At 65.7% G+C, this 26,115-nt stretch carries 23 protein-coding genes and 1 tRNA gene; 8 read left to right on the top strand and 16 right to left on the bottom strand.

What is annotated here, in order from left to right:
- The first annotated feature begins 74 nt into the window (after positions 1-74).
- The 3 genes from ACFR9U_RS02435 (at position 75) to ACFR9U_RS02425 (ending at position 5,583) form a co-directional block, all read left to right on the top strand.
- Entirely contained in the window at positions 75-1,895 is a 1,821-nt protein-coding gene (locus ACFR9U_RS02435) for a histidine kinase N-terminal 7TM domain-containing protein (protein ID WP_247377051.1), read from the top strand.
- Between the two features lie 47 nt (positions 1,896-1,942).
- Positions 1,943-3,292 (top strand): 7,8-didemethyl-8-hydroxy-5-deazariboflavin synthase subunit CofH, encoded by a 1,350-nt coding sequence (gene cofH / locus ACFR9U_RS02430; protein ID WP_247377053.1) that lies wholly within the window; start codon positions 1,943-1,945, stop codon positions 3,290-3,292.
- Between the two features lie 122 nt (positions 3,293-3,414).
- Positions 3,415-5,583: a glucosidase family protein gene (locus ACFR9U_RS02425; RefSeq protein WP_247377055.1), complete on the top strand. Its 2,169-nt coding sequence runs from the start codon at positions 3,415-3,417 to the stop codon at positions 5,581-5,583.
- 63 nt (positions 5,584-5,646) lie between these two features.
- Here the strand turns inward: ACFR9U_RS02425 and cofG are convergent, their stop codons facing one another.
- From cofG to ACFR9U_RS02395, 6 genes are all read right to left on the bottom strand, one after another.
- Positions 5,647-6,750, bottom strand: coding sequence for a 7,8-didemethyl-8-hydroxy-5-deazariboflavin synthase subunit CofG (gene cofG / locus ACFR9U_RS02420; RefSeq protein ID WP_247377056.1), 1,104 nt, complete (start codon positions 6,748-6,750; stop codon positions 5,647-5,649).
- 52 nt (positions 6,751-6,802) lie between these two features.
- Positions 6,803-7,099, bottom strand: a complete 297-nt coding sequence (locus tag ACFR9U_RS02415) for a DUF7577 domain-containing protein (RefSeq protein WP_247377058.1) — start codon at positions 7,097-7,099, stop codon at positions 6,803-6,805.
- A gap of 52 nt (positions 7,100-7,151) precedes the next feature.
- Positions 7,152-7,799 (bottom strand): 2-phospho-L-lactate guanylyltransferase, encoded by a 648-nt coding sequence (gene cofC / locus ACFR9U_RS02410; protein ID WP_247377566.1) that lies wholly within the window; start codon positions 7,797-7,799, stop codon positions 7,152-7,154.
- 120 nt (positions 7,800-7,919) lie between these two features.
- Positions 7,920-8,690: a hypothetical protein gene (locus ACFR9U_RS02405; protein WP_247377061.1), complete on the bottom strand. Its 771-nt coding sequence runs from the start codon at positions 8,688-8,690 to the stop codon at positions 7,920-7,922.
- Positions 8,668-9,846: a tubulin/FtsZ family protein gene (locus ACFR9U_RS02400; protein ID WP_247377063.1), complete on the bottom strand. Its 1,179-nt coding sequence runs from the start codon at positions 9,844-9,846 to the stop codon at positions 8,668-8,670. The genes ACFR9U_RS02405 and ACFR9U_RS02400 overlap by 23 nt, the downstream gene beginning before the upstream one ends.
- A gap of 146 nt (positions 9,847-9,992) precedes the next feature.
- Entirely contained in the window at positions 9,993-10,898 is a 906-nt protein-coding gene (locus ACFR9U_RS02395; RefSeq protein ID WP_247377065.1) for a complex I NDUFA9 subunit family protein, read from the bottom strand.
- 122 nt (positions 10,899-11,020) lie between these two features.
- On the opposite strand from ACFR9U_RS02395, the gene tmk reads away from it, so the two are divergent.
- Positions 11,021-11,599, top strand: a complete 579-nt coding sequence (gene tmk, locus ACFR9U_RS02390) for a dTMP kinase (protein WP_247377066.1) — start codon at positions 11,021-11,023, stop codon at positions 11,597-11,599.
- 9 nt (positions 11,600-11,608) lie between these two features.
- On the opposite strand, the gene ACFR9U_RS02385 is transcribed toward tmk, so the two are convergent.
- Complete coding sequence (locus ACFR9U_RS02385) at positions 11,609-11,941, bottom strand: hypothetical protein (RefSeq protein WP_247377067.1); 333 nt, start codon at positions 11,939-11,941, stop codon at positions 11,609-11,611.
- 92 nt (positions 11,942-12,033) lie between these two features.
- On the opposite strand from ACFR9U_RS02385, the gene ACFR9U_RS02380 reads away from it, so the two are divergent.
- The gene (locus ACFR9U_RS02380) at positions 12,034-13,068 is read left to right on the top strand and encodes a thiamine pyrophosphate-dependent enzyme (RefSeq protein WP_247377069.1); all 1,035 of its coding nucleotides are present in this window, start codon (positions 12,034-12,036) and stop codon (positions 13,066-13,068) included.
- 3 nt (positions 13,069-13,071) lie between these two features.
- Here ACFR9U_RS02380 and ACFR9U_RS02375 read toward each other — a convergent pair whose 3' ends face one another.
- A complete protein-coding gene (locus tag ACFR9U_RS02375) occupies positions 13,072-13,302 on the bottom strand; it encodes an Lrp/AsnC ligand binding domain-containing protein (RefSeq protein WP_247377071.1) in 231 nt (76 codons plus the stop codon).
- A gap of 146 nt (positions 13,303-13,448) precedes the next feature.
- Here ACFR9U_RS02375 and ACFR9U_RS02370 point away from each other — a divergent pair, with 146 nt between their 5' ends.
- Entirely contained in the window at positions 13,449-14,138 is a 690-nt protein-coding gene (locus ACFR9U_RS02370) for a potassium channel family protein (protein ID WP_247377073.1), read from the top strand.
- Between the two features lie 2 nt (positions 14,139-14,140).
- Complete coding sequence (locus ACFR9U_RS02365) at positions 14,141-14,371, top strand: Lrp/AsnC family transcriptional regulator (protein WP_247377075.1); 231 nt, start codon at positions 14,141-14,143, stop codon at positions 14,369-14,371.
- 157 nt (positions 14,372-14,528) lie between these two features.
- Here ACFR9U_RS02365 and ACFR9U_RS02360 read toward each other — a convergent pair whose 3' ends face one another.
- The 4 genes from ACFR9U_RS02360 to ACFR9U_RS02345 all read right to left on the bottom strand — a co-directional run bounded on the left by ACFR9U_RS02360 (position 14,529) and on the right by ACFR9U_RS02345 (position 21,038).
- Entirely contained in the window at positions 14,529-15,041 is a 513-nt protein-coding gene (locus tag ACFR9U_RS02360; RefSeq protein ID WP_247377076.1) for a DUF5813 family protein, read from the bottom strand.
- 113 nt (positions 15,042-15,154) lie between these two features.
- Positions 15,155-19,948, bottom strand: a complete 4,794-nt coding sequence (locus tag ACFR9U_RS02355) for a multicopper oxidase domain-containing protein (RefSeq protein ID WP_247377078.1) — start codon at positions 19,946-19,948, stop codon at positions 15,155-15,157.
- Between the two features lie 562 nt (positions 19,949-20,510).
- Positions 20,511-20,593, bottom strand: a tRNA-Leu gene (locus tag ACFR9U_RS02350).
- Positions 20,592-21,038: a group I intron-associated PD-(D/E)XK endonuclease gene (locus tag ACFR9U_RS02345; RefSeq protein WP_247377079.1), complete on the bottom strand. Its 447-nt coding sequence runs from the start codon at positions 21,036-21,038 to the stop codon at positions 20,592-20,594. Before ACFR9U_RS02345 ends, ACFR9U_RS02350 begins: the two co-directional genes overlap by 2 nt.
- A gap of 86 nt (positions 21,039-21,124) precedes the next feature.
- Here ACFR9U_RS02345 and ACFR9U_RS02340 point away from each other — a divergent pair, with 86 nt between their 5' ends.
- The gene (locus tag ACFR9U_RS02340) at positions 21,125-21,715 is read left to right on the top strand and encodes a hypothetical protein (RefSeq protein WP_247377081.1); all 591 of its coding nucleotides are present in this window, start codon (positions 21,125-21,127) and stop codon (positions 21,713-21,715) included.
- Here the strand turns inward: ACFR9U_RS02340 and ACFR9U_RS02335 are convergent, their stop codons facing one another.
- The 4 genes from ACFR9U_RS02335 to ACFR9U_RS02320 all read right to left on the bottom strand — a co-directional run bounded on the left by ACFR9U_RS02335 (position 21,716) and on the right by ACFR9U_RS02320 (position 26,114).
- Positions 21,716-22,057: a ferredoxin gene (locus ACFR9U_RS02335; protein ID WP_247377083.1), complete on the bottom strand. Its 342-nt coding sequence runs from the start codon at positions 22,055-22,057 to the stop codon at positions 21,716-21,718.
- A 44-nt stretch (positions 22,058-22,101) separates the two neighbouring features.
- Positions 22,102-22,767, bottom strand: coding sequence for an HdeD family acid-resistance protein (locus ACFR9U_RS02330; protein WP_247377084.1), 666 nt, complete (start codon positions 22,765-22,767; stop codon positions 22,102-22,104).
- Between the two features lie 175 nt (positions 22,768-22,942).
- Positions 22,943-24,265: an AI-2E family transporter gene (locus ACFR9U_RS02325; protein ID WP_247377086.1), complete on the bottom strand. Its 1,323-nt coding sequence runs from the start codon at positions 24,263-24,265 to the stop codon at positions 22,943-22,945.
- Positions 24,266-24,455: 190 nt separating this feature from the next.
- The gene (locus ACFR9U_RS02320) at positions 24,456-26,114 is read right to left on the bottom strand and encodes an ABC transporter permease (protein ID WP_247377088.1); all 1,659 of its coding nucleotides are present in this window, start codon (positions 26,112-26,114) and stop codon (positions 24,456-24,458) included.
- Position 26,115: the final 1 nt, after the last annotated feature.

Raw genomic sequence — 26,115 nt, 5'->3', positions numbered from 1 at the left:
CAGTCGACCGGACTCAAAACTGAGAACGCGGGCCAAACCTACAAGGCGGTTTACCCGTCACCTATCCGTATCCGATGGTGACGAGTGCACTGCTTCTCGGGGGGTATCTGCTCAGCGCCGTAGCGATGGCCGCGTTCGGGTATCTCTACTGGACCAACCGGAACGTCACGGGGATGCAGTTCCTGCTCGTCGCAGCGCTCGTCGGCACCGTCCAGTCGATGCTGTACCTGCTGTTGCTGATCGCGCCGTCGCTGCCCACGAAGGTACTGCTCTGGCAGCTGTGCAGCGTTCTCGGCGCGGGCGTCGTGTTCCTCTGGTACGTCTTCACGCTGGTCTGGACGGACCGTCGCCGGCTGGCGACCCGGCGGGCGCTCGCGCTCGTCGCCCTCCCCCTGGGACTCGGGAGTTTCGTGATCGTCACCAACGCGTCCCCGGCGTTCGCCGGCGGACACTCGCTGTTCTGGTCGTCGGTCGCCGTGGCCGATCCGTCGGGCCTGGCCTCGCCGCTGACGTTCTCCTTCGGGCCGGCGATGCTTGTGTACTATGGGTACGTGACGCTGCTGGTCGCGGGGAGCGTCGCCTCGCTCGCGGCGTACACGCTGGGAGCCGACCAGCAACTGTACCGCTGGCGGAACACCATGCTGGTGCTGGCCGGCGCGACGGCCGTGCTCTTCGGCGTCGGCTTTGCCTTCTTTCCGGCCGCGTTCGAGCCCCAGCCGCTCGCGTACGTCGTCGCGGGCAGCTTCGTCGCGGTCGGGATCGCTCGCTCGGGCACCTACGACGTCGTGTCGCTGCCGGAGAACGCTCTCATCGAGGCCATCGACGGGGGCGTCCTCGTCTACGATGCCGACGGGGTGGTCATCGAACTGAACCAGGCGGCCGAGCACCTGCTCGGGTTCGACGACGACGTCGTCGGCAAGGGCGTCGTCGCGATGGTCGAACTGGCGGAGACGTTGCCGAGCGTCCGCTCGACCGACGAGTCGACCGACGGAACTGCGTCCGACCCCGCCGCCGTCGCGGACTTGCTCGACGGGCACGAGTTCACGACGACTATCCACGGCACCACGCGAACCTTCCTGGTTCGCGTCTCCGCGCTGACCGACCGGAACGACCGACGACTGGGCTGGACGGTACTCTTCTACGACGTGACGGACCTGCGGCAGAAACAGCACGAACTCGACCTGCTGAAGCAGGTGCTCAGCCGCGTGCTCCGGCACAACGTCCGTAACGACCTCTCGGTGGTCAAGACGAACGCCGAACTGCTCGAAGAAGAGGCGACGGGACTGAGCGCCGAACGGCTCCAGACCATCCAGGAGAAAAGCGACAACCTCCTCGACGCGAGCGAGAAGGCCCGAACCGTCGAACGGCTGCTCGAAGGCGACCGCACCCGGAACGAACTCGACGTGGTGGACATCGTCGAGGACGCCGTCGAGACGGTCGCGACCGATTTCCCCGCGGTCGACTTCGAGACGTCGCTGCCCGATCGCTGTTCGGTGCGCGCACACTGGGCGCTCTCCCAGGCCGTCGAGAACGTCGTCGAGAACGCGGCGATGCACAACGACGAGACCGACCCGCAGGTGGTCGTGGCCGTCGAAAGGGTCGACGAACAGGTCGTGGTGAAGGTCGCGGACAACGGGCCCGGGATTCCCTACACGGAACTCGACGTGCTGGAACGGAAGGCCGAGACGGCGCTGGAACACGGCTCCAGCGTGGGGCTGTGGCTCGTCGACTGGGTCGTCGACCTCTCGCGCGGCGAGATCGAGTTCGAGAACACGGAGCGCGGGTGTACGGTCACGATCTCGCTGGAGCGCGCCACGTCCGACGCCGACCGAGCGGAGTCCGACCTGCTCGACCTCGGTCTCGGCGGGTCGGCCGAAACGGCCGGCGACGACTGAACGCAGACCCGCCACGTTTTTGCGCGTTCCTCGCGTTCGACCGAGCAATGTCGGACGCGTTCGAACCGTCGGTCACCCCATCCGACGAGTTCGACTTCGATCACAGACCTGAGACGGACCAGTCGTTCGAGAACGCCCTGGCGAAGGCCCGCGACGGCGACCGGCTAACGGTCGCCGACGCGATCGAACTGTTCACGACCGGGACCGATCGCGAGGGGATCGACCGCCAGCGCAAAGAGCGCGTCCTCGAAGCCGCCGACCGCCGCCGGGCCGACGTCGTCGGCGAGCAGGTCACCTTCGTCGCCAACGTAAACAACAACGTCACGACCGCCTGCAACACTGGCTGTCTGTTCTGCAACTTCAAGGACCGCTCCGAACAGTTCCGGACGAGTGCCGACGTCGACCACGACGGGTTCACCAAGACGCCCGCCGAATCCCGGCGGATCGTCGAAGACGCCGTCGAGATGGGCATCTACGAGGTGACGTCGGTTTCGGGGCTCCATCCGGCGCTCGCGCTGGACGACGAACACCTGGAGATCCTGCAGGCGAGCGACCGCGGCGACCTGAACTACCGGCCGGCCGCCGAGTACGACACCGATCCCGGCACCTACTGCGAGCAGATCGAGGCGATGAGCGTCGACGGCGTCCACGTCCACTCGATGACGCCCGAAGAGGCCTATCACGCCCGACGCGGGACCGACTGGTCCTACGAGGAGGTGTTCTCCCGACTCGAGGACGCCGGGCTGGACTCGGTGCCGGGGACCGCCGCCGAGATCCTCGTCGACGAGGTGCGGGACGTGATCTGCCCCGGCAAGATCGACACGGGCGAGTGGCTGACGGCGATGGAGGCCGCCGCGTCGGTCGGCCTCGACACGACGGCGACGATCATGTACGGCCACGTCGAGAACGAGGCCCACCGGGCGCTCCACCTGGAGCGCGTCCGCGAGTTGCAGGACCGCACCGGCGCGATCACGGAGTTCGTCCCGCTCTCGTTCGTCCATCACGACACGCCGCTGTTCGAGCGCGGGATGGTCGACGGTGGCGCGAGCACCGACGAGGACGAGTTGATGATCGCCGTGTCGCGGCTCTTCCTCGACAACGTCGACCACGTCCAGTCCTCGTGGGTGAAGTACGGCGACGCCCAGGGCCTGAAGATGCTCAACTGCGGGGCCGACGACTTCATGGGCACCATCCTCTCCGAGGAGATCACCAAGCGCGCCGGCGGCGAGTTCGGCGAGTACCGCTCGGTCCAGGAGTACGTGGACATGATCGCGGCCATCGGCCGCGTCCCGGCCGAGCGCTCGACCGACTACGAGCAGGTCCGCCGCCTCGACCCCGACGAGTCGCCCCATGGCCCGCGTCTCGGGCCGAAGGCCGACGGCACGCCGTTGCTGTGACGCTGGCACCCCGGTCTTTCTCGCCGTACATCTCGGCAGAACCGTGACGAGCGACTGACGAGAACCGCGCGACGGCGGCAGTGTTTTTCCGTCTCCACGCCGTAGGTACTCCCTCGCAAATCATGGTAGACGGTCCCACGCGCCGTGATTTTCTCTCCACGCTGACCAAAGTCGGGGTCGTTACCGGGACGACGGGGGCTGCGACGGCGGGCTACCGGCTCTCGACGTTGCCCATGGATCTTCGGAACCTCGATCTCCCACCGGCGGCGATCGCACGGCTCGCGCGCTCGTCCCCGGTCGATTGGCAGTACTGCTGGGACGCCGCCATCTCGACCGTTCCACAGCTCACCATGCTGTTCGGGAACAAGCTCGGCGGGATGCAGGAGCTCTCCGCGGAGGCCGGGTTCGTCTCGACGCCGGACGACGGCATCGCGGCCGGCGTCACCGAAACCGGCCGCATGAGCACGCTCCTCTTTCCCGCGACCGGCTTCACCCACCACCTCCCCTACTACTCTCACGACGCCGCTGCGCCGCACCTGGGAGCGAAACCACACGCGGGCGGGTTCGGTGGCCTCCGCCTCGACGGGACGACGACCTGGCTGTGGGACGACGCCGCCGATCACGGGATCGACTACGAGCCCGACACTGGGCTCCTCGAACTGCAGTACGACTTCCCGCGCGCCGCACTCACCGGGGCAGCAGACGACGCCACGGTTCGCTCGCGGGACGACGCTGCCGGTCGCGTCCTCGTCGACGAGACGTTCGGCGTCGTTCCCGGGACCGAAACCATCGCTCGCGAGTTCCGGGTCCACAACGAGTCCAGTGCGCGCCTCGACGGCGAGTTCTACTATCACACCCAGGCGAACGTCACGGCCAACCAGCAGAACTTCGTCGTCTGGCAGTCCGACGAGAACCGCCTCGTCGCCGACGACGGGCTGCGCTGGACCGACCTCGACGGTCCCTACGAGCTGTCGATCTACGGCGACTCGCCGGTCACACATAGCAGCGTTGCCCGGACCGGTCCCGGCGACTCCGACGAGGCGACCGCCAACGCTCCCGCTGGCCTCCTCCCGTCCGTCGTCGAGAGCGACCGCGCCAGCGTCGAGGGGCGTTACCTCTCGGGCGTCCTCGGGTTCGACCTTTCGGTGCCGCCCGGCGAGTACCAGGACCTGACGATCTTCGTCACCGGCGGCCCCGACGTCGCGCGACTGCCCGAACAACTGGCCGCGAGCCGCGACCGGCGATTGGCTCGCGCTCGTCGATACTGGGCGGATCGGGTCGGGAATCTCCAGGTCGACGCGCTCCCGGCCAGGTACCGCGAGGCGGCCGTCCGCGCGGCGATCACGGTCTCCAAGCTGGCGGACCCGTCCTCTGGAAGCATCTCGGCGTCGGGCAACCTCCAGCCCTCGTACTACCCGACCTGGCCGCGTGACGGATCGTTCGCCGCCGTCGCGCTCGCCCGCGCCGGTCTGCCGGAGCCGGGGAAGCGATACCTCGCCCGGTACCTCCCGCACGTCCAGGAGGACGACGGCTCGTTCCGGCAGTGCTACGACAGTCGCGGCGTCGACGCGGGCGTCCTCACCGTCGAGAACGACCAGCAACCGATCTACGCGTGGGCGGTTCGGGAGCTGTACGACGAGACCGGTGACGAGTCGTTCCGCCGGGCCGCCTGGCCCGCCGTCAGAGACGCGCTCGACTACACCGTCGACGCCGTCGCGAGCAACGGCCTGCTGGTCGCGACGCCCGACATCCAGGAGGGTCCGACGTCCTCGCACCAGTCCCTCTGGACGAACGCGATGGCCTACGAGGGGTTGCTGTCCGGCGCGACGCTCGCACGGGTCGCGGACGAGGACCCGGCGCCGTACAGCGAGGCCGCCGAGACGATCGGCCAGTCTCTGCGTGACCGGTTTTTCGACCGAGACCAGTTCGTCACAGACGTCGGGTTCTGGGGAACTCAGCGCGACCTCAAGGGGTTCAACGGCGCGGCTGTCTGGCCGTCCCGCTGGGCCGCCGCGTTCGGTGAAGTCGGAACCATCACGAGCGCGCTGCGAGAGAACTACAAGGAGCAGGGCATCGCCTGGATTCCCGGGGAGCTGCTGGCTGCCGGCGCGCTCGCGCGGGCGGGCGATACCCACACTGCCGACGCGATCCTCGACGACGTGCTCGCACAGACGGCCCCGAGCGGCTACCTTGCCGAGGAGACGACCGACAGCGGCGAGCACATTCTGGGCTCACCGCTCGGCTGGTCGTCCTCGATGCTGCTGCTGGTGCTCGCCGAACGATTCCAGTAAATCGGTGCCGTGGACTCCGCGGTGCGTTCTGCACCCGTGGCTGCGTCTCCCGCGAGTCGACGCTCAGGGCTGCTGTTCGGGCGGGTCGGACAGACACGCTCGGAACCGTTCGCCGGCGTCGTCGTCGGCCCGGAGCGCGTCGCGGATCGTCGGCGAGAGCCACTCCTCGTCGACGTACCGCTCGTAGACGGGCAAGCGCTCGGTGAGCGGCACGCCCGCGTGGTCGGCGACGGCTTCCAGTTCGCGCAGGCCCGGCCACTCGTACTCGGGATTGATGTGGTCGACCGTCACCGGCGAGACGCCGCCGAGGTCGTCGATGCCGCAGTCGACGAGATCTCTTGCCGGCGCGAGGTTCGGCGGCACCTGCACGCTCACGTCGTCGGGCAGGCCGGCGCGGGCCATCGCGACGACGCGGCGCAGCGTCTCGACGCTGGGCGTTCCGTCCTGCCAGCGCTCGTTCTCGACGACCGGCTGGACGATGACCTCCTGGACGTGGCCGTAGCGCTCGTGTAACTCCCGGATGGCGAGCAGACTCTCGGCGCGGTCGGTCCAGTCCTCGCCGATGCCGACCAGAATCCCGGTCGTGAAGGGGACGCCCAGTTCGCCGGCGGTCCGGATCGTGTCGAGTCGCTGGCCCGGACTCTTCGCCCGCGGGCCCCCGTGGGCCTGCACCTCGGCGGTGGTTTCGAGCATCACTCCCATCGAGGCGTTCACGTCGGCGACGAGTGCCAGCTGCTCGCGCGTCTGGTCGCCCGGGTTCGCGTGCGGAAGCAGTCCCTCCTCGAGCGCGATCTCGCAGGCCTCCCGGAGGTACGCGTGGATCGAGTCGTGACCCCACTCGGCGAGCTGGTCGTGGACGGCGGCGTAGCGGTCGTCGGGGTCGTCGCCGAACGTGAACAGCGCCTCCGTGCAGCCGGCGTCCGCGCCGCGACGGACCGTCTCGCGAATTTCGTCGGGGGACATGAGATCGGCCTGGCCCGGCGGATCGTAGTACGTGCAGTACGTACAGGTGTAGCGGCAGGCGGTCGTCAGCGGAACGAACACGTTTCGGCAGTAGGAGAGTTCGGCTGCCGGCTCGACGTCCGCCGGCTCGACGTCGAGCAATCGCTCGATCGCTGCCTGGGCTGGCGCGACGTCGATCCCGTACTCGGTGGCCCCCGGAATCACATCGATTGCTCCGTACTCGACTCGGAAAAAGGGTCCAGTTCCGGCGAGCCCGTCAGATCGGGCTCACGCAGCGGCCACAGTACGCGAACCCGGACTCGTTCGTCGCCCCGCAGTACGGACAGGCGACCATCCCGGGTGGCAGGTCGGGAGTCTCCTCGTCGAGCACTGCTGGCGGTCCGGCCTCGAACTCCGGGTCCGGACTGTACATCTCCATCTCGTCGGCTCGCCACTGCTCACGACGGTCGAGCCCCTCGCGGACGATGTTGACGATGACGGGGATACAGATCATGAGCGCCGCTAACAACAGCACCGTGATGACGAGCAGGTACAGCCGGGCGGGCAGGGACACGGTACCGACGCTACGGGCTCGACGGTCTTAGAAGCTTGTTAACATGTGGCGGTCAGTTGGTTTCCACTGGTGTACCGTCGCGCGCGAGGCCGACTCTGCCGTCGGTCACGTCGAGATCGAACCCCGCTTCGCGGAGCCACTCGCGTGACTGGCCCGACCCGTGGAGGAGCACCTCGACGAGATCTGCCGGTTCGTCCACGTCGGTGGCCAGTCGCATCGAATCGACCTCCCTCACCGTGGCCCCGACCTGCTCGGCCGCGCGACGGTGGTCGCGGATCGAGGCGCCGTGATAGTCGACGCGGAACGCGGGGTGTCGCACGAGGAGCGCGTTCGTCCCGCCGCCCCGTCCGGGTGCCAGGACCACGTCGCCGTCGGCTGCGAACAGGTTCTGGAGCGCCCGTGGCGTCGCCAACGCGAGGTCGGCCATGACGACGGCGACCGCCTCGTGCGCTCCCGTCTCGAAGGACGACGCGAGTACCGCGTTGACTGCCTCGGTGAGTGGTCGGTCGTCGACGGTGACCGGGACGTCGCTCTCCACGGGATCAGTGGCGAGCAGTTCCGGGTCGTGATCGGTCGCGTCGAGCGCCGAGAGCACGTCACTGAGCATCGCGCGAGCGAAGGCCTCGCGTTCGGCGTCGGTGAGTACGCCGCCGAGTCGCGTCTTGGGCATCTCGGTCGCGAACGGGACGACGACGCGCATGGTCGCGTCTTTCCGCGGGACCACTAAATCACCCCGGTCTCTTCGATCGACGGATAGCCGCGCGCGGCGGGTTGCCGGTGAAGACCGGGGCAGAAAAACGAGCCGCAGTCGGAGACGAACTTACCGCAGTTTGTCGTAGTCGTCCTGCTGGTTGCGCCAGTACCAGACGCCGCCGACCACGACGAACAGGACCACAGCACCGATGCCACCGAACAGCAGCATCTGGTTGGTCTGCTTGGACTGCTTTTTCTGCTGTGCCTGGTTCTCGGCGTCGTTGGCGTTGGAGATGGCGTTCTCGTAGTTGCCGCTGTTGTACGAGGAGATCGCCTGATCGAGGTCACTCTGCGCTTCCGAGTCACCGCCGGCCTGCTCGATGGTGGCCTGTGCGGAGTCGATCGCCTCGCGAGCCGTCTTGCTCTCGTTCGTGTAGTGGTGGACGCTGTACGTCTTCAGCGTCTCGGTGTTGCTACCCGTCGTGCGCTTGACTGCGACGAGCGTGACGTTCTCGCGGGGCTCGTAGTTCGGATCTTCGAGGGCTGGGACGTCCCCGCGGATCGTGATGCGAACCTCGTCGCCCTTGGGGTCGCTGGCGAGCGCCTGCTCGAAGGTTTTCTCGCCGCCGGACCACTGGTTGATGCGGCTGCCCTGGTCGTACTCCTCGACCGTCCAGCTCACGTTGTTCAGTTCCGTCTCGGTGCGGAGGGTCCACTCGGCGTTTTCGGTGTACGCGTCGTCGATGACGACCGTCGTGTTCACTTCCGAGCCGACTTCGGCTTCCTCCGGAACGTTCGATGCACTCAGCTCTAGCGCCGCCGCCGTCCCGGTAGCCCCCAGCAGGACTACCAGCAGCGCCGCTACCACCGCTGTCTTAGAAGAGCGGATCCAACTCATCATCTTCGTCCTCGACTAACTCCTCTAAATTCGCTTTGCTTTCGTCACGGATCTCGTCGATGTTGTCCTGTGCCTCGATGGCCACCTGCTGGAGCTCCTTGATGCGCGGAACGTTGTGGACGCCCGACAGGAGGATGACGCTCGCGACGTAGCCCGAGTCCGGCACCGGGTAGTCGCCACCGCGGACCTCCATGCTCCCGGTCTGCTCTTCGAGCCACTTCCGGCCGCGCTCGATGCCTTTCCGGTTCAAGTGCTGTGGCGGACCGCTCATGACGAGCAGCGCGCGCTCGGAGCCCTCGATCTCACAGGGCAGCGTCAGCCGACCGAGCGCTGCCTTGCGGACGAGGCTGGTGATCCGGTTGGTGGTGTTGGCCGAATCCATGCCGTCGTCGTCGTCACCGCCCTTGAACCGCGAGAGGAGGCCGCCGTCGTTCTCCTGCTCGACCTCTTCTGCGGCGTAGCCGACGGTGGATACGCCGCCGCCGGCGAGCGTGTTGATGATCTCCGAGGAGTCGACGACGCTCTCTGCGACGGTGCCGCCCTGGTTGACCTCACCGGCACCGAACAGGATGCCGAACCGCTTGACGATCTCGTCGTTGATGGCGTCGTAGCCACCTTCGACGGACTCGCCGGATTTGCGCCAGGCGTCGTTGTCGAACACGAGCAGGTTGTCCACCTCGCGCACGAACGTCTGGAACGAACGGGCGGCGTTCAGCGTGTAGATGCCCCCTTCGTCGCCGCCGGGCAGGATACCAAGCCCGTAGACGGGTTCGGTGTAAATTCGTTTCAGGTGTTTCGCCAGCACCGGGGAACCCCCGGAACCGGTCCCACCGCCGAGCCCGGCGATGATGAGGAAGGCATCGACTTCGTGGACAGGGATGTTGTCGATGGCTCCCTGCACCTCGTCGATGTCTTCTTCGGCGATCTCGGCACCTAACTCGTTGTCGGCGCCGACACCGTGTCCTTTCACTCGGGCCTGTCCGATCAGGACCCGGTTGTCTTCCGGTACGTTTTCGAGACCCAGTAGGTCGGCTTTAGCGGTGTTGACGGCAACGGCGGAGCGGACGATCCCGCTTCCCGTCCGTTCGTCGTACTCGAGGAACTTGTCGACGATTTTCCCGCCCGCCTGGCCGAACCCGATCATCGCGAGTTTCATATCTTCGTCTCCGTATGAAAAGAAACAGTCCCATAATGTGTATAAGTTTTATGCCCGCTTATCAACAATTAGAACGACTCATTAAACGACAAATCGCCTGAAAGCATCCAGTTTAATGACCTCTTACTCGCCCCTAAAATGGGTCCTTATCCCGCCGCCGTCAGGTATTCTTGCAGCGTCCGCATGTCGGGGGAGTCTCCGTCGAAAGCAGCGACGTCGTTGTCTGCTGTCGTGTTGTCGAACTTGAGTGATCGGTACTGATCTGCGCCCATCGGGAACCCAGGAACCGCGCCCCCGAGTTTCAGGCCGATGCCGGCCAGTCCCATCGGAATCGGAACGATCGAGACGGACTTCCCCTCGGCGTCGTACACCATGTTCGTGATCTCCCGCAGCGTGAGCACTTCCGGGCCACCGATCTCGTAGGTCCCGCCGACGTGTTCGTCTTCCTCTAGCGCGTCAGCCAGCATCGGGACGAGGTCGCCCACCCAGATCGGCTGGAACCGCGTCTCGCCGCCGCCCGGTAGCGGGTAGATCGGGAGTCCGGGTGCGAACATCCCCTTTAGCTTCTTCGTGAAGGAGACGAACTCGCCGCCCTCGCCGAACACCACGGACGGGCGGAAGACGACCCAGTCGAGCGCGGAATCGCGGACGATCTCCTCTGCCTCTCCCTTCGAGCGGATGTATGCCGTCGACCCGTTCGAGTCGGCGCCCAGCGCGCTCATCTGGAGCAGCCGGTCGACGCCGTGTTCCTCGGCGGCAGCGACGACGTTCCGCGTCCCCTCAGTGTGTACTGCGAAGTGCTGGTCGTCGCCCCCTTTCGGCTTGAACAGCGGCGAGAGGGCGACCAGGAACACGACGGCGTCTTTTCCTTCGAAGGCGCCTTCGATCGAGTCGTAGGCGGTCACGTCACCCCGCACGGTCGAGACGCCTTCCGGGAGGTCCTCGTCCTCGGGCGTGCGCGACACGACGGTCACGTCGTGGCCGCGTTCCGTGAGTTCCTCACTCAAGTGGGTGCCGATGAAACCGCTGCCGCCGACAACGAGTACGTTCATACGACCTACTGTTCGTTTTATAACTCTTTAAGGATGGTGCGCAACTGGTTGGGTACGTCGATAGGTAGCACGACTGCTCGGTCGAGCGCAATCGTTTACAGGCCGTCCCTCGCAGTGACGGTATGCTCATCACGCTGGAGGGGATCGACGGCAGCGGGAAGACCACCGTCTGGGAGGGGCTCCACGACGAGTTCGACGCCACCTTCACCCGTGAGCCGACCGACTCCTGGTACGGCGACGCCGTCTACCGCTCGATCACCGACGACGACGCCGATTCCCTGGCCGAACTGTTCCTCTACACCGCCGACCACGCCGACCATCTCTCGCGGGTGATCCGTCCCGCGCTCGCCGACGGTGACCTCGTCGTCTCAGACCGCTACTCCGACTCGCGGTACGCCTACCAGGGTGCGAGTCTCGAGGGACGAATCGACGAGCCGATGGCGTACGTCCAGGAGATTCACGAGCCCTTTACGCGGGTCCCGGACTGCACGCTGTACTTCGACGTGCCACCGGAACTTGGCGCGGAACGCAGCGGTGCGACGAACAAGTTCGAACAGACGGACTATCTCGAACGGGTTCGCGACAACTACGAGGCCCTCGTCGCGGCCGATCCGGACCGCTTCGTCCGCATCGACGCGACCCAGTCTCCCGAGGCCGTGCTGGACGAAGCCGCGACGGCGATCGCTGCCCGTCGCGACTGAGCGACCCCGCTACCGGGTTCGCTGCTGACGGGTCCGGTCGGGGACGTCGACCTCGTCGGGAGCCGGCATCCAGAAGAAGTCGAAGGCGATGCCGAGCGCCATCGGCAGGACGATCGTGACGCCCAGGACCGCGTTCGCGGTTCCCAGGTTGGGTCCCAGTCCGATGCCGCCCAGGACCAACACCACTGCCACGAGCGGCAGCGGCAACAACAGGGCGGTGTAGAGCGCGCTCCCCCAGCCTGTGTTCAGTCGCACTCGGAAGAACCGCGTCGCGAGCGCTGCGATGGTGGTGTTGACACCGAGAATGACGAGCAGTCCCACGACGTCGGCGACGCTGACCATATCGGGCGTACGTGCCACGGAACCTTTGGCGTGTCGGAACCGCGCCCGAGGTGAGGTCACCCTTTTTACCCTCTCCCTCGGAGCACTCTGCCATGCATCGGGTCATCGGTGAGCGGGAGTTCTCGGACGTGACGATCGCCGAGGACCAGGCACGCGAGTTGCTGGCGGCGATGGTGCGAGCGCGGGTGTTCGACGAGCGCGCGCTCGCGCTCCAGCGGCGCGGCTGGATGAGCGGGTATCCCCCGTTCCGCGGACAGGAGGCGTCACAGGTGGGCGCGGCCCACGCGATGGCCGCCGACGACTGGCTCTTCCCGACCTATCGCGCCAACGCCATGCAACTGGCCCGCGGCGTTCCGCCGAGCGATCTGCTGCGCTTTCGCCGCGGCCACCCGGAGTTTCACTCCGACCACGACCTCCCGCACTTCCCGCAGGCGATTCCGATCGCGACCCAGCTCCCCCACGCGGTCGGCGCGGGGATGGCCGCGAGCTACGAGGACGCCGACCACGCCGTCGTGGCGTACTTCGGCGACGGTGCGACCAGCGAGGGCGACTTCCACGAGGCCTGCAACTTCGCCGGAGTATTCGACGCCCCCGTCCTGTTCTTCTGCGAGAACAACCACTGGGCCATCAGCACCGCGCGGGACCGCCAGACCGCCGCTCCCTCCATCGCGGCGAAGGCCGACGCCTACGGGTTCACGGGCGGCCAGGTCGACGGCAACGACCCGCTGGCGGTCTTCGAGTTCGTCCGGTCGGCGCTCAAGCGCGTCCGCGAGTCCGAACCGGTGCTCGTCGAGAGCCTGACCTACCGCCAGGGGCCACACACCACCAGCGACGACCCCGACCGGTATCGTGGCGACGAGGAGCTCCCCGAGTGGCGGACGCGCGACCCCATCGACCGGTTCGCGGAGTACCTCCGCGCTGAAAACGTCGTCTACGACGGCTTCCGCGACCACGCTCGCGAGGAAGCCACCGAGGCGATAGACGACGCCGTCGAAATCGCAGAAGCGGCAGGTGAGTCGGGCCCCGACGACGTGTTCGAGCACGCCTACGCGGACCTGTCACCACGCGTCCGCGAGCAACGAGAGACAGTGCGAGGTCGCGCTGAGCGCGACGAGCCGGACCGCTGAGTCTCACTCCAGGCAGATGTAGGTGCGCGTGTCGGCGACGCCGTCGAGATCACGGATGTCCGTCGCCACCGAGTGCATCACGTCGTACACTTCGTCATCCTGGGCCTCCGCGATGACGTCGTACTTGCCGGCGACGATGTGTGCCTCGTCGATCCCCGGTAACTCCCGAGTCTCCGTGAGTAACGCCTCGGATTTCCCCGCTGCCGTCTTCACCATGATGTAGGCCCGTACCATCGTGACATGTGGTACTCCGTCACACAGCAAAAGCTTTGTTCCGACCACGTACTGAGAAGTCAGTATATGGGTTCTGACACGATCTCCGACGGCCGCCGGCGACCGACCGGGATAGCTTTATGACTTCCCGTGGGATTATGTAGCATATGAGATTCGTTATCATGGGTGCGGGTCGCGTCGGCTTGCGCACCGCGCGCGTGCTCAAGGAGGAAGGACACGAGGTCGTCGTCGTGGAGAAAGACCAGAAGTCCGTCGAGCGCGCCCGCAAAGAGGGGTTCGACGTGATCGCGGGTGACGGATCAACCGAGGCGGTGCTGGCCCAGGCAGACCTGGCCAGCGCCGACGCGCTCGGCGCGCTCTCGGGCGATCTGAACGACAACTTCATCGCCTGTCTGATCGCCAAGCACCACGGCTGTCGCACCGTGTTGCGCATCGACGAGGACTACCGCGAGGACATCTACCGCCGGTACGCCTCGGACGTCGACGAGGTCATCTACCCCGAACGCCTCGGTGCCATCGCCGCCAAGAACGCGCTCATGGGCGGGTCCATCCGCGCCGTCGCCGACATCGCCCGTAACCTCCAGATGGTCGAACTCACGGTCACCGAGGGCTCGCCGATGCAGGGGTACACCCTCAGCGAACTCGAACTCCCCGCCAAGGCGCAGGTGCTGGCCTTCGGCAAGCAGGGCGAGACGTTCGGCCTCCCGGACGCCGACGCGTCGCTCGAAACGGACGACCGCCTCGTCGTGCTCGCGGACTTCGAGGTGCTCGACGACGTCCGCCAGATCATCGTCGGTGACGGCAACACCCGCGCCGCAGCCATGGGAGGTGCCTGAGCGTGGTCACTGCCTACGTCATGGTCAAGGCGCTCTCGGGCGAGGCCGACCGCCTGAAATCCGAGATCGAGGCCATCGAGGGGATCGTCGAAGCCTCGATCGTCGCCGGCGACGTCGACTTCATCGCCAAAGTGGCGGTCGACTCCCCAGCCGAAGTCAAGAACGTCGCCGCAGACGGCATCCAGTCCATCGACGGCATCGAGAACACGCAGACGTACATTGCGATGGATTAGTACCTTTTTACTTCACCGGGTGTCCTCGGGCCTACGGCCCTGCGGGCACCCGGTTCGCAAAAATCTACGCTAAAAACTGCTGCGACCTCACTCCGCTCGGTCGCAGTGAACCGCCTCGTCCTTCGGACTCGGCGGATGCTTGCTTTTTTGGCGACCGCTACAGCGGCGTCCCGGTCCCCTCGCCCTGCCCCGCCGAACTGGCTTCGCCGAGCAGGTCCGCGACCACGCCCTCGTAGTCGTAGCCCGGGACGGCTCCCTCGACGTAGGTTCCCTCAACGTACTCGGCCATGGCCTTCGCGACCTCCGGTGCGTGGTCGGCGTTGCCGTACTCGAAGGTGAACGTGGCGACGGCTGCGCCGTCTTCTTCGGTGACGGTCAGATCGTCGAGTTCCACGTCCGCACGGGTTGCCATCGGTGCGTCCTCCAGTCGGCGCTCGTAGGTGTCGAACCACCCGGACTCGACGGCGTCGCCGACCTCGTCCGCGGTCGCACTGGAGAGCATCGGTGCCCGGACGGTGAGCGCGTATTCCAGCGCCCAGTCGTCCGTGTCGGTTGCGGTGACGCGGCTCTCGAAGCGAGAGGTCGTCACGAGAAAGGCGTCGCCGTCGCGCTCGAACGCGTCGTGAGCGTCGAAGGTCTTCGCTGCCCGCTCGGGAATCTCGTCGGTCATTGCCAGCCTCTAGAGTCGTCGTCGGCAAAAGCCCGTTGTGTCCGGCGAAGGGTCCCGCTCTCGATCACACGAGCGTCACAGTGTTCCCGAAGACGGGCGGAGAGCGACCGGCGTCAGTGCTCGTCGCCCATGGTGTCGATCTCACCGAGGCGGCAGGTCCCCTCGGGCTTTTCGTGGCCGTCGATGACGTAGGGAGTGTCACGGCAGGTCGCGTCGACGAGGAGCGAGTTCCCGACGATCTTGACTTTCCTGCCGGCGCGGTCCCCGGCCGACTCGCCCAGGAGCTGCGCGTCGGCGTCGAGCAGGTCGAGGATTTCCCGCTCGTCGACTGGGCCGTAAAAGACGTACGCTGCGCCGGCGTCGTGGCCGTTGAGACTGCTGTCCGGAACGCCGATGAGCACGTCGTCGTGACCGTTGCCGGTCACGTCACCGTAGGAGACGTTCCATCCCGGCCGATCCTCGGGGTAGTAGCCTTCGTGTTCGGCGACGTCAGGCAACGGCTGCACCGGCGTCTCGAATTCCTCGGGGCGGTCCCGAACGCGGAAGATCCCCCAGTACCCGGCTTCTAGCTTGCGGCGCTGTCTCGTCTCCTGGTAGATGAAGTCGCCGGTGCTTTCGGCCAGGCCACCGGCGCCCCCGAGTGGGGTGATGCTGTCGGATCGGGTGACACTGATGTCGTCGTTGACGCCGATCGTGTCGGATTCTTCGATATCGTCGAGTCGCAGCCACTGGTGGTCCGAGAGGTGGAACACGAGGCCGTCGGCTTTGTCCGCGGTCTTCTGGACGCGGAACGTGACGGGGTCGCCCAGCATGGCGCGCGGAATCGGCGTGTCGGGGTCGCCGGGGGGGTCGATGTCGGAGGCGTACACCTGCCACGGCTCGAGGTCCTCCTCGAACCGGCGCTCGAACGGCGCCGACCGGTAGTTGATCGCCTGATAGCCGTGGTCTTCGGGGTCACCGAGTTGGTTACACGGGGCGTCCGGATTCTCGACGTCAGGGCCGGGCGGGACCACACAGTCGTCGGGGTCGTTTTCGTTTAAGATGTACTGGCCGTCGGCGAAGGCGAGGGCGAAGTCGCGGCGGTCCGTGCCGTGGGGCACCTTCAGCATCGCCGAATCGGCACGGCCCTGCGGTGCGGGTTCGGCCGTCGTCGGATCGAGGAACTTCACGCCCTCCTGTTCGACGATGAGTCGACCGTACGCACCGTGGTGGCGGTTGCTTCGGAGGTCCGCGTAGTCGTGCAAGACCGCGCTCGTACTGATTCCGTTGACGAACCACCGGTAGGTGATGCTCTCGCCGGGACCGATCGTCTGGTCCCAGTTGAACCCCGCCGTCGTGCCGTCGGAGCCGAGCACGTCGTAGAACAGTTGCTTCGCGTGGATAGAGATGCGTTCAGAGCGCTCCCACTCCTGATCTGGCCCCTGCATCTCGGGATGGTCGTGCTCGACGTCGATCTCGTCGAAGTCGATGTCGTTGGTCAGCGTGACCTCTATGCAGTCTCCCTGGTTCGCACGTAAGACCAGCGGGGTCAGCGGGAGGTCGCCGTTTTTGATCTCCTCGACGTCGCAGTCGAGCGCGTAGGCGATTCCCAGCGGATCGTGGTCGCCGAACTCGTTGTACTCGATCTCGGTGTTGAACGCCGTGACGTCGAACTCACGGAGGCAGACGTCGTCGGGACACGGATCGCCCGGCGTCGGTGCCAGCGGCGGCGGGTTCCCGTCGATGGCGTCGTTCTGGCGGGCGTCCTTGTCTGGGGGGAATCGCCTGTCGTCGTCTTTCCCGTACAACAGCCGCGCGAGTTGCCCGTACTCGCTCCAGTCGAAGTCGCTCCACGGGGCCGGATGGCCCATCTCTTTGAGTTCCTCTCGGTGGATCTTCTCGTCCGGCGGCTCACAGTCCGGGAGTGGATGAAGATGGTCGACCCGCCCGCCGAACTCGCGGAACAGCCCCCACATCCCGTCCCAGAGGTCGTCGACCACTGCGGAGCCGTAGACGTAGTCCCTGATGGGAAGCCCCGCTGGATTCACGTCGAGTTCCTCGAAGAATTTGCGTCCGTGTTTGCGGCCGTGTTTGTGTCCGTGTTTCTGACCGTGTTTGCGACCGTGCTTGTGGTCGTGGTGTCCGTGTTTCTGACCGTGCTTGTGGTCGTGGTCGCCATCAACGAAGTTCTGATCCTGTTGGAGGTCAAACGTGAACGCTTCGGACGTTCCGATGACCTGTGTCGTGGCGTTCTCCGGGCCGACGCCCACGTCGTCGAACCGCCGGCCGTGGATCGTGAAGTTGTGTTGTTCCTCGTAGACCCCCTGCCAGAGTCGGAACCGGACCGGATCGTCTTCGTAGGCCTCGAACACTGGCGTGGAGGGATCGCCGTGGACGAACGAAGAGTGGACGTACGCCGGGTCCTCGTCGTTGCGCGTGTAGTACGGCGTATTGCGATAGTTGAGCGCCATCACGCCCGCGTTCTCGTTGTGCTCCTGCTGGTTATTGACGAGTTCACCATCTCGGTCGATCAGTTGAGCGAAGTCCTGATACGCCACGCAGAACTCGCGGTAGGCGTCACCGTCTTCGGGGTCGATGATCGCCTGGGTCCCGCTCCGGATGGGCTCTCCCGAGTACGGGTCGAGCCACTCCGATCCCGGCGGTTCGACGACGATCGCCGCGAACGAGCCGTGCATCACGTCTTCGATGCCGGTGATGTGGTCGTGGAAGAAGATGGTCCCCTCCTCGTCGGCGTACCACCGGTACTTGTTACGCTCGTCCGGCTGAGCGTCCTGGCGGTAGTTAAAGCCCGTCGCCAGCGAGTCCGACCCGAGCAGGTCGTAGGAGACGAAGTGGATGTGGTTCGACTTCCCGCCTTCCTCGATGGGGACGGTGTCCGCACCGATGTCCTGATCGGGCGGGTTCTCGGGGAACCGATCGCCCGGGATCGCAGCGATGTTCTCTTCCGTGACCTCGTTTTTGAACGTGATCTCGACGCAATCGCCGACGTTCGCCCGGATCACCAGCGGTTCGGGGTTCATCTTCCCCTCCCGGACCAGGTCGGCGTGTTCTTCTAACACGTAGACGATCCCGTTGGGGTCGTGGTGCCCGTCGTCGTTGTAGACGATGTCGGCCGGGAGGGCGACGATGGTGTACTCCTGCTTTTCGCCCTCGAACTCCGTCTCCGGGCCGTCGTAGATGTCGTCGTCGATCTCGGGATCGCAGGGGTCTGTGTACGGCGCACCAGGCAGGATCTCGCCCCGTCGGGTGAGCGCTTCCTCCTCGTCGGGTTCCGGGTTCCGGAAGTCGTTGAGGCCGGCCGCCCCGTACGGCGGGAACGGCGGTGCGTCGCCGAACTTGCCGGGAATGAACTCGGGGAAGCCCGGGATGGCCGAGTCGGCGTCGAGCGGCGGGTCGTTGTTCGGGAGTTTTTTCAGTCCCTCTCGCTCCTTGTCGAGGACGCGCATGACGCCCCACATTCCCTCGCCGTAGTGGGGGAACAGGTGGCAGTGGAACAGGACGTCACCGGTCGTTTTGTGCGCGCCGCCGGCACCGACCTCGAACGACTCGTCGAAGTCCATCCCCGGGCGAACCGACGTGAAGTCGTTGATGCCCGCTCTGGGCGTCCCGGCTGCGGTCACGTACGGGCTGTGGTGGACGGCACCGTTGCCCACTGTCTGGGAGTCGATGGTGTCCGATTCGTCCAGCGGCGGCGTCTCCTTCCAGCGGTGGCCGTGGAGGTGGTGGACGTGGTTCTCTTCGACGGATGCACCCATCGGAATCGCCATCACCGGGTCGCCGACGTACATCGGGTAGACGTTGTCACCGCCGCCGGGGTCGCCGTGGAGCCAGGAACTGTAGAAGTTCTCGCTGAGCTCTTCGATGTCGGGATCGTCGAGGTCCAGCGTCGGGATCCGGTTCCCGGTTGGGTCCGCCCGGTAGTTGATGGCGTGGACAGTCTGTGGCGTGTCGTCGTTTGGATACGTGAGCTCGCCGCCATCCGCCGTTTGTATCCCTTCGGGCGTGTGGTAGTGGACGATGAACTGCCGGAAACTGACCCCTGGGACGAACCCGGCGGTCTGGGCTTCCTCGCTGATCTCGTCGGGCACGTGTACGTCGGCCTGGACGCGTCCCTGGACCTCCTCGCCCGTATACGGGTCGGTCCAGGTCGTCCCCTTCGGGTGGACGACGACTGAGCCGAACAGGCCACGAGAGAGGAGGTTCACCTCCTGCGGGTCTTCCTCGGCGCTGTCGAACGCCTGGTTCGCTCCGTCGAGGAAGAAGTGGCCGCCGAAGTGCCTGGCGTGCCACCGATACGTGATGGACTCGCCAGGCGGCACGGTCGTGTTCGGATTGAAACCCACCTCCATCCCGTCCGAGTCTTCGACGTCGTAGGGCAGCGACGTCTGATGCATCGACGCGTGGCGGTCGAGGTCGTTGTGGAACTCGATCTCGATGATGTCACCCTTGTTCGCCCGGAGCGTGAGCGGCTGAATGAGCCGCGAGTCCGGCCCGGCCAGTTCGTCGTCCGGGACGTCGTCGCAAAAGAAAGCTGCATCCTCGTCCTCGAAGACGACGTTGTTGCCGCAGGGCCGTTTGCCCGAAACCTCGCGGATCCGGTCGAGGTCGTCTTTCAACGCGTACATCACGCCGACGGGTTGGTGCAACCCGTAGCGGTTGTACACGATGTCGACGTCGATGGCGTGGACCTCGAAGTGACAGACCTTCCCGCCGTTGGTCGGCTCGTCGGGGACCGTCTCGTCACAGCCCGCGAGCGCTTCCTCGAAGGGCTGTACGTCGGATCCGGAGAAGAGCATCCCCGATCCTGCCACGGTACCGCTCCCTTTGAGAAAGTCGCGTCGTGTCGCGTCGCCTGCCAGCGGATCTGTCTCGTCGGTTGCTGATTGAGGGTCGTTGTTGCTTGGCATGGATTACGTGTAGCCCACGCCCCACGTGACCCGTCCTGGGGACTGGACTACGAATCCTGCCATCCACGAACGTTCCCTTTGTTATCTCACGTCTGCCGGACTGTAGCCCTTACTTGCCATTCTAGACCCTCTCTTTCCCCAGAATACCGCGGTCTCTCTTGCGACGCCGTCAGTTGCTGGCGACGGGACTACTCAGAGTAAGCGACACTTCCAGTAACGACGATCCGAGTGAGCTGCTCAGTGCAGTCGCGTATACGCCGTTTTCTTCGAGCGAGAACCACCGGCCGGAACGGGCTCTCTCGGGCGATGTTACTGTTCGAGTTCGCTTGCTACTCCGGATTCACCTTCAGGAACGTGCTGGGGTGAACTCGAACTACGTGGAGACGATCGGACTCACTCCGGTCGGCCGCTGCGACTCCCCTCGTTCGAATCCATCGATGCACCTGCTGCTCACAGGTTGGTCGCAACAGGATGCGATTCGAACCACGTGGAGACGGCCGTTGCGTTGCCGTGCGGTGCTGTGCCCGACTCCACGCCGACGTGAGCGATCGGCAAAAGTGGATGAGGGGACGGGGGTTCGAACCCCGGAACTCCTTCGAGACGGGTTCTTAAGACCCGCGCCGTTGACCACTTGGCTACCCCCTCACAGTCTCGCGTCTAGTGTGTAATCCACCGCGAAGTTTACTGCTTTTTGGTTGTGATCGTTGTACGCTGTCTTCTCTCTGAAACTGAAGTTCATCTGGGTCTTCGGCGTTTCATCGAACCGAACGTACAACGTCGTCTCTCGATTCGGGCAGTGGATCAAATAGGACTCGATTTCGTCGGCCGTATAGTACGTTCTCTGTGGTGTCCCGCTACTCTGATACACCGTCGTATCGAACTCCACGACGACGGTCTGCTCTTTTTGTGTGTGCCTGTACGCCGTTTTCACCTGGACACGTTCTAGATCCCCGTCTCGATCGATGACCATATCGTACCGCTCGTTGCCGAACGCTGGCGTCAGGACTGAGATGCCCCGCTCGATCAGTTCGCTCGTGACTGCCGCTTCCGTTTCCCTCCCTCGCTGCTGATGCTGTCGCCCTCTGTTCATTAGCTGGCGGTAAATTCCTCGCTATTGGATTTAAAATTCGGCACGCAACTCCTGTGACTTATTCGCGTCGCACCCGAATCGCGTCCATGGCCGAACTCTCCGACGACGTGCTCGAGGAGGCCGCACACCGGGGCGAGACGCTACTGGTGGAAGACCTGGTTTCGCTGGCCGAACGCGCACACGACGACGAGCCCGGCATCGAGCGCGACCGGCTGACGACCTACGCCGAGGCGCTCGCGGAGCGCCGTGACGTCGACTTCGACCTCCAGGCGTTCGACAAGGGCGTCGCTGATCGGCTCACCGACGCGGAAACGTGGACGGACCGGGACCGTCTCTACGAACTCGGCGACGGCCGACTCAGTCTGTATCCGGCCGAGTGGCACGCGGCGCTCGGCGGTTCGACCGACGTGGCCGAGTACATCGCCTTTCTCGAACGGGACGCACCGGAGTTCGTCCTCGACCGCGGGACTGCCGAGGTCGGGCCGGGGATTCCTCAGCAGAAACTGCTGGACATCGTCGCCGTGGTCGGACGGGTCGATCGCGAGACGGCGCGCGCGGCGCTGGCAGACGCACGAGACGCTGGCGAGGTCGTCGAAGACGCGGATCAACATCCGCAAGCGGGCGTCTATCTGCGAGACGAAGCGGAAACCTACCGCGACGGGACGCTCGACGGATAACTACCAGTCGACGCTGAGCGTGCCGTCGCCGTGGGGGTCCGGCGCGATCTCCTCGTTGGTCCGGCGGTCGACCACGTGGATGACGCCGTCGTCTTTCTTCGCCGGGCAGACCTCGGCGGCGCGGACGTTGTGGTCGAGTTCCGATTCGTCGAAAAAGTACGTCTTGGGCTTGGCGACGCCGGTCGAGATGTCGAGATCCCAGTTGTCCGAGACCTCGGCGCACTTCCCCGCGCCGAAGCACTTGTTCGCCTCGAACACGATCTTGTAGGGCTTGTCTTCGACCGGCGGTGCGTCCTGCTCACCGATCTCGCTCGGGTCGATCGGCCCGTCCTCGTCGGCCATACCCGCAGTTTGGACCCGCCGACCTTTCGTCTGTCGTTTCAGCCTCAGGTCCTGGTCTCTCCGACCGGACCGGTCGCCGTCGGGGCTGCCTCGGGCGTCGCCGCCATCGCCAGGGAGGCCATCGCGACGCCCGTCGTCAGGAGGTTCACCCCGAACAGCAGGCCGACCGCCCACGCCGCGCTGCTGGGGAATTCGAGCAGGATGAGCGAGGACAGGAGGAGTGAGACGATGCCGGAAAACAGCATCCATCCCCAGTTCGAGTTCGCTCGGATGCGCAACCCCATCAACAACTGGACGAGCCCTTCGACGAGGAAGTAGATGCCGAGCAGGAGCGTCAACGTCACCAGGCCCAGCGTCGGATTCGCCAACAAGGCGACCCCAGCGATCCCGTAGAGGACGGCGAGGAGGACGCCGAAGGCGAAGCCGCTCCACCCTCGTGCCGCGAAGGCCGAGGCGGTGTGGAAGATCGCGCCGGCGACGAGGAGGCCACCGAACACGAGCGTGAGTGCGAGGCCCGAGACGAACGGCGCGAGGATGGCGACGATGCCCAGCAAAGCGATGAGCACGCCGACCGCCATCACGAGCGTCCGGTTCGCTGCCAGCGACTGCACGCCCGGTTCTCCCGCGGACGTCACGCGTTCTGATCGGGTATCTGTCGGCTCGTCTTGTGAGTCTGCGTCGATGGTATCGTCTGAGTTATCGGAGTTCATGGCTACTGTTGTGGGGACCACGATTCGGGCGGACAGCCCGGGACGACTCGGTCGAGAACGTGAAACCGCGCTGCAACGGACACCGAGAAATATTCACCAGCAGTGGCAAAAGGATAGTTTCAGCCTGTGTGTGCTGTAGTTGCGAACTGTGGTCCCGATCTGTCGTCGGGGCTCTCTACTGCGCCGAGTCTCCCTGCCCGTCGTCCGAGGCGACCGACCCGTCTTCGGCGACGGAATCGGATGACTCCCCTCCGCTCGCCGGCGGTTGCCCGCCCGACTGCGTCGGCTCGTCGGACTCCTCGGCAGGGACCGTCGCAGTCAGCTCTGCCTGCTCTCCCGGTGGTTCCGGTGCCGTCTCGGATGCCGTCTGGGACGCGAAGATCGGCTCCGTTCTGGCCCTCGCTGGGGTGTACTCCGGATCGACCAGCCAGGGGAACACGTGGCGGGCGAACTCGACGGCCACGACGAGCAGGAAGGGGCCGAGGAAGATGCCGTACCACCCGAATAGAAGCGGGCCGATCGTGTAGGCGAGCATGACGGCACCGACGTGGAGCGTTCGCCCGCTCACGTACGGGCGGAGCAACTGATCGGGAATCGTATCCACGATGATGATCGACACCCCGGCGAACAGCGCCACGAACCACACCGCGGTCGGGTCGACCAGCAGCGCGTTCCCGAGTAGATACGCACCGATGGGAACCCAGACGAGTTTGATGCCGATGACCGGCACGAGGCTGGCGACGCCAGCGACTAGACCGATCAACACCGGGTCCGGGATCCGAACGGCGGCGGGCGCGACGAGGTTGAGCCCGCTGTACGTGACGACGCCCAGCACGGCGGTGAGCAGCGCGTTGAGGATGTTCCCGAAGAACACGCTCTGGAGGTCGCTGTCGACCGCCATCAGGTACGAGTCGACGACGCCGTCGGCCGTCACGAAGGTTTCGCGTGCCCACGCTGCGATGCGGTAGTCGTCCCGGAGCAGGTAGAACGCGACGATGAGTGTGATGAACAGGTGAATGAGCGCGTTCAGCACCGAGACGATCGAGTCGATGAGGGTCCCCAGCACTGTCGTGGCCGACTGGTTCAGCCGGTCGAGTTGCGATGGGTCTTCGAGGACGGCTCTGGCGTTCGTCTCGAGGTCCGCGAGCGACGGCGACGTACCGACGTACGGCTCCAGTAACGTACCGAACTGGTCTGCCATGTCGGACCCGAGCAGCGCAGAGAACTGCTGGACCGCGGTCGTGACCGTCCACCCCAACAGCAACAGAACCGGCAGGGCCACGACCAGCAGCGTCACCGCCACTGCGAGCGTTCGTGTGGGGATGCGCTGCTCCAGTCGCTCGAACACCGGACGCGCGACGTAGTAGGCGAACAACCCGAGGATGAGCGTGCCGACGTACTGCCAGGCGACGAACAGCGATCCGACCACCAGCACCAGAAAGATGGCCCACAGCCCGACCCGTTTCCGGTCGAAGCCGCCGTCGGTCACGGGGCTCACGTCGGATCAACACCGGTGTGGCGGCCGCGACCGACACGCCAGTCGTCGGACCAGACACGGGGCACGTCGACAGGGCTGTCGCGCCAGTGCATGTCTCGACAAAACGAGCCTGAGGGCCTTAGTCGTGGGCTCCCGTCAGCGAGCGGGAACTGTCGGCTGCTCGGTGCGACTGACGCAGAGAGTCGCCCGCTCACCGCAGCTCGAGTTTCCGATGGAGCAGTGCTGCACCGAACAGCGCGATCCCCACACCGAGGAAGGCGAGTGGGACGCCGGTCTCGATGCTGGCGGCGGTCGAACCGAGGAAATCGACCGGTGTTGCACCGTTGAGCGGTCCGACGTACCACAGCATCAGGTAAGACAGCTCGAACAGCCATGACGACTGACTCCAGGTCCCCGCTGCGAGCGCCAGTGACGGGGCGAACACCGCACCACTCGCGAGTCCGACGAGGAGTGCTGGCTGCCCACTGACGACGAACAGCGCTCCCAGACCGCTACTGACGCTGACGGCCACGGCGATCCCAGCGATCCACTCTGCAACGAGTTGTTCGACAGGGTACTTCGACGAAAGCACCAGCGCCGTCAGTCGGTGTCGCGTCGTCCGCACGCCCATCTCCGACCAGACGAATATCGGCCAGACGAACGCGAGCGGCACCAGAACCTGTCGCGTGACCGTGGCGTGAGAACTCGCCAGCCCGCCGCGCAGGAGAGTCCCGATCGGGACGAGGACGAGCGCGGCTACACCAGCGTACCACCACCACCGCCGGCCCCGGACAGCCAGCCGCACCTCCGCAGCCACGAGGCGCCAGAACCCCCCCGTGCTCCGGTCTTCGACGGGCGTGAGTGATACCGAATCGACGGGTTGTGAGTCGGCCGCGGTCTCGTCGGGGTCGCTGTTCTCGCGACCGGACCAGACTGCAGGTAGCAGTGCGGTGAGTCGCGACAAGCGCCCGGTTTGCTCCGAGGACGTCACTGATCGGACCCGCCGGAACGGAACCGCCGCGACGAGGACGACGACCAGCGCTGGCAGCACCAGGCCGGCACGCTGAACGTATATCCAGATCGGCCACGACTGCCCATCGTAGGTGAACGTCTGGTCGCCCTCGAGCAGGCCGAACGACGGGAGCACGCCGTCGGCTGCGGGCACCGCTGCGGTTAGCGGGTCCGCAGTTAACGTGTAGACAGCGACGTGACCGAGGAGATCGCTCGCCTTGATCCAGAGCGGCAACTCGCTCGGCGGCGTCCCCTCTGCGGAGGCGAGACTCGCCAGTGCGACCGTCGCGAGCAGCAGGTAACCGACGTTCCCGCCGGTTCCCCGGAGTCGCTCGACGGACTCGAACAGCAGTGACACTGCGCCGACGAGGGCACAGAGCGGGAGCCCGAACGCGACGATCGGTCCCAGGAGTGCGAGCGGCTTGGTCGGTCCGACGCCGTGGACCGCGTGATTGACGACTGTTGCGAAGCCCAGCGTCGCGAGGACGAGGACGCCGTACCCGATATTGCTCAGCCACTTCCCGGCCAGGAACTCCCGGTCGGTGACCGGGGTCGTTCCGACGAGTTGGTCGACGTTGGTCTGCCGGTCGCGCTCGAGTGTGCCCTTCATGAGGTAGAACCCGCCGAACAGCAACACCGCAGCGGCGGTCATGCCGGCTTTGAGGCCGACGAACGACGCCGTGTTCGCGCCGTGGACGTTCGTCAGCGCGTCTCCCATCTCGATCTGGTAGGCGAGCTCGATCGCGCCGACGTTGACGAGGTACCCGAGGTACGCCACGACAGCGAGCACGACTAGCAGCCGCCGGGATCGCACCCGTTGCAGGAAGTCCGCTCGCGCGACGTGATAGATCCGGCGCATG

Source organism: Halorientalis brevis (assembly GCF_042678165.1).
Classification (GTDB): Archaea; Halobacteriota; Halobacteria; order Halobacteriales; family Haloarculaceae; genus Halorientalis; species Halorientalis brevis.
This window is presented reverse-complemented; position numbering and strand designations above follow the sequence as displayed.

Bases quoted from the DNA above. Each gene is read 5' to 3' on its own strand.
- cofH (WP_247377053.1), top strand. From the start codon at position 1,943: ATGTCGGACGCGTTCGAACCGTCGGTCACCCCATCCGACGAGTTCGAC.
- ACFR9U_RS02380 (WP_247377069.1), top strand. From the start codon at position 12,034: ATGCATCGGGTCATCGGTGAGCGGGAGTTCTCGGACGTGACGATCGCC.
- ACFR9U_RS02320 (WP_247377088.1), bottom strand. From the start codon at position 26,114: ATGCGCCGGATCTATCACGTCGCGCGAGCGGACTTCCTGCAACGGGTG.
- ACFR9U_RS02355 (WP_247377078.1), bottom strand. From the start codon at position 19,948: ATGCCAAGCAACAACGACCCTCAATCAGCAACCGACGAGACAGATCCG.
- ACFR9U_RS02330 (WP_247377084.1), bottom strand. From the start codon at position 22,767: ATGAACTCCGATAACTCAGACGATACCATCGACGCAGACTCACAAGAC.
- ACFR9U_RS02385 (WP_247377067.1), bottom strand. From the start codon at position 11,941: ATGGTCAGCGTCGCCGACGTCGTGGGACTGCTCGTCATTCTCGGTGTC.
- tmk (WP_247377066.1), top strand. From the start codon at position 11,021: ATGCTCATCACGCTGGAGGGGATCGACGGCAGCGGGAAGACCACCGTC.
- ACFR9U_RS02405 (WP_247377061.1), bottom strand. From the start codon at position 8,690: ATGAGTTGGATCCGCTCTTCTAAGACAGCGGTGGTAGCGGCGCTGCTG.
- ACFR9U_RS02345 (WP_247377079.1), bottom strand. From the start codon at position 21,038: ATGAACAGAGGGCGACAGCATCAGCAGCGAGGGAGGGAAACGGAAGCG.
- ACFR9U_RS02375 (WP_247377071.1), bottom strand. From the start codon at position 13,302: ATGGTACGGGCCTACATCATGGTGAAGACGGCAGCGGGGAAATCCGAG.
- ACFR9U_RS02425 (WP_247377055.1), top strand. From the start codon at position 3,415: ATGGTAGACGGTCCCACGCGCCGTGATTTTCTCTCCACGCTGACCAAA.
- ACFR9U_RS02370 (WP_247377073.1), top strand. From the start codon at position 13,449: ATGAGATTCGTTATCATGGGTGCGGGTCGCGTCGGCTTGCGCACCGCG.
- ACFR9U_RS02335 (WP_247377083.1), bottom strand. From the start codon at position 22,057: ATGGCCGACGAGGACGGGCCGATCGACCCGAGCGAGATCGGTGAGCAG.
- ACFR9U_RS02360 (WP_247377076.1), bottom strand. From the start codon at position 15,041: ATGACCGACGAGATTCCCGAGCGGGCAGCGAAGACCTTCGACGCTCAC.
- ACFR9U_RS02395 (WP_247377065.1), bottom strand. From the start codon at position 10,898: ATGAACGTACTCGTTGTCGGCGGCAGCGGTTTCATCGGCACCCACTTG.
- cofC (WP_247377566.1), bottom strand. From the start codon at position 7,799: ATGCGCGTCGTCGTCCCGTTCGCGACCGAGATGCCCAAGACGCGACTC.
- ACFR9U_RS02435 (WP_247377051.1), top strand. From the start codon at position 75: ATGGTGACGAGTGCACTGCTTCTCGGGGGGTATCTGCTCAGCGCCGTA.
- ACFR9U_RS02340 (WP_247377081.1), top strand. From the start codon at position 21,125: ATGGCCGAACTCTCCGACGACGTGCTCGAGGAGGCCGCACACCGGGGC.
- ACFR9U_RS02400 (WP_247377063.1), bottom strand. From the start codon at position 9,846: ATGAAACTCGCGATGATCGGGTTCGGCCAGGCGGGCGGGAAAATCGTC.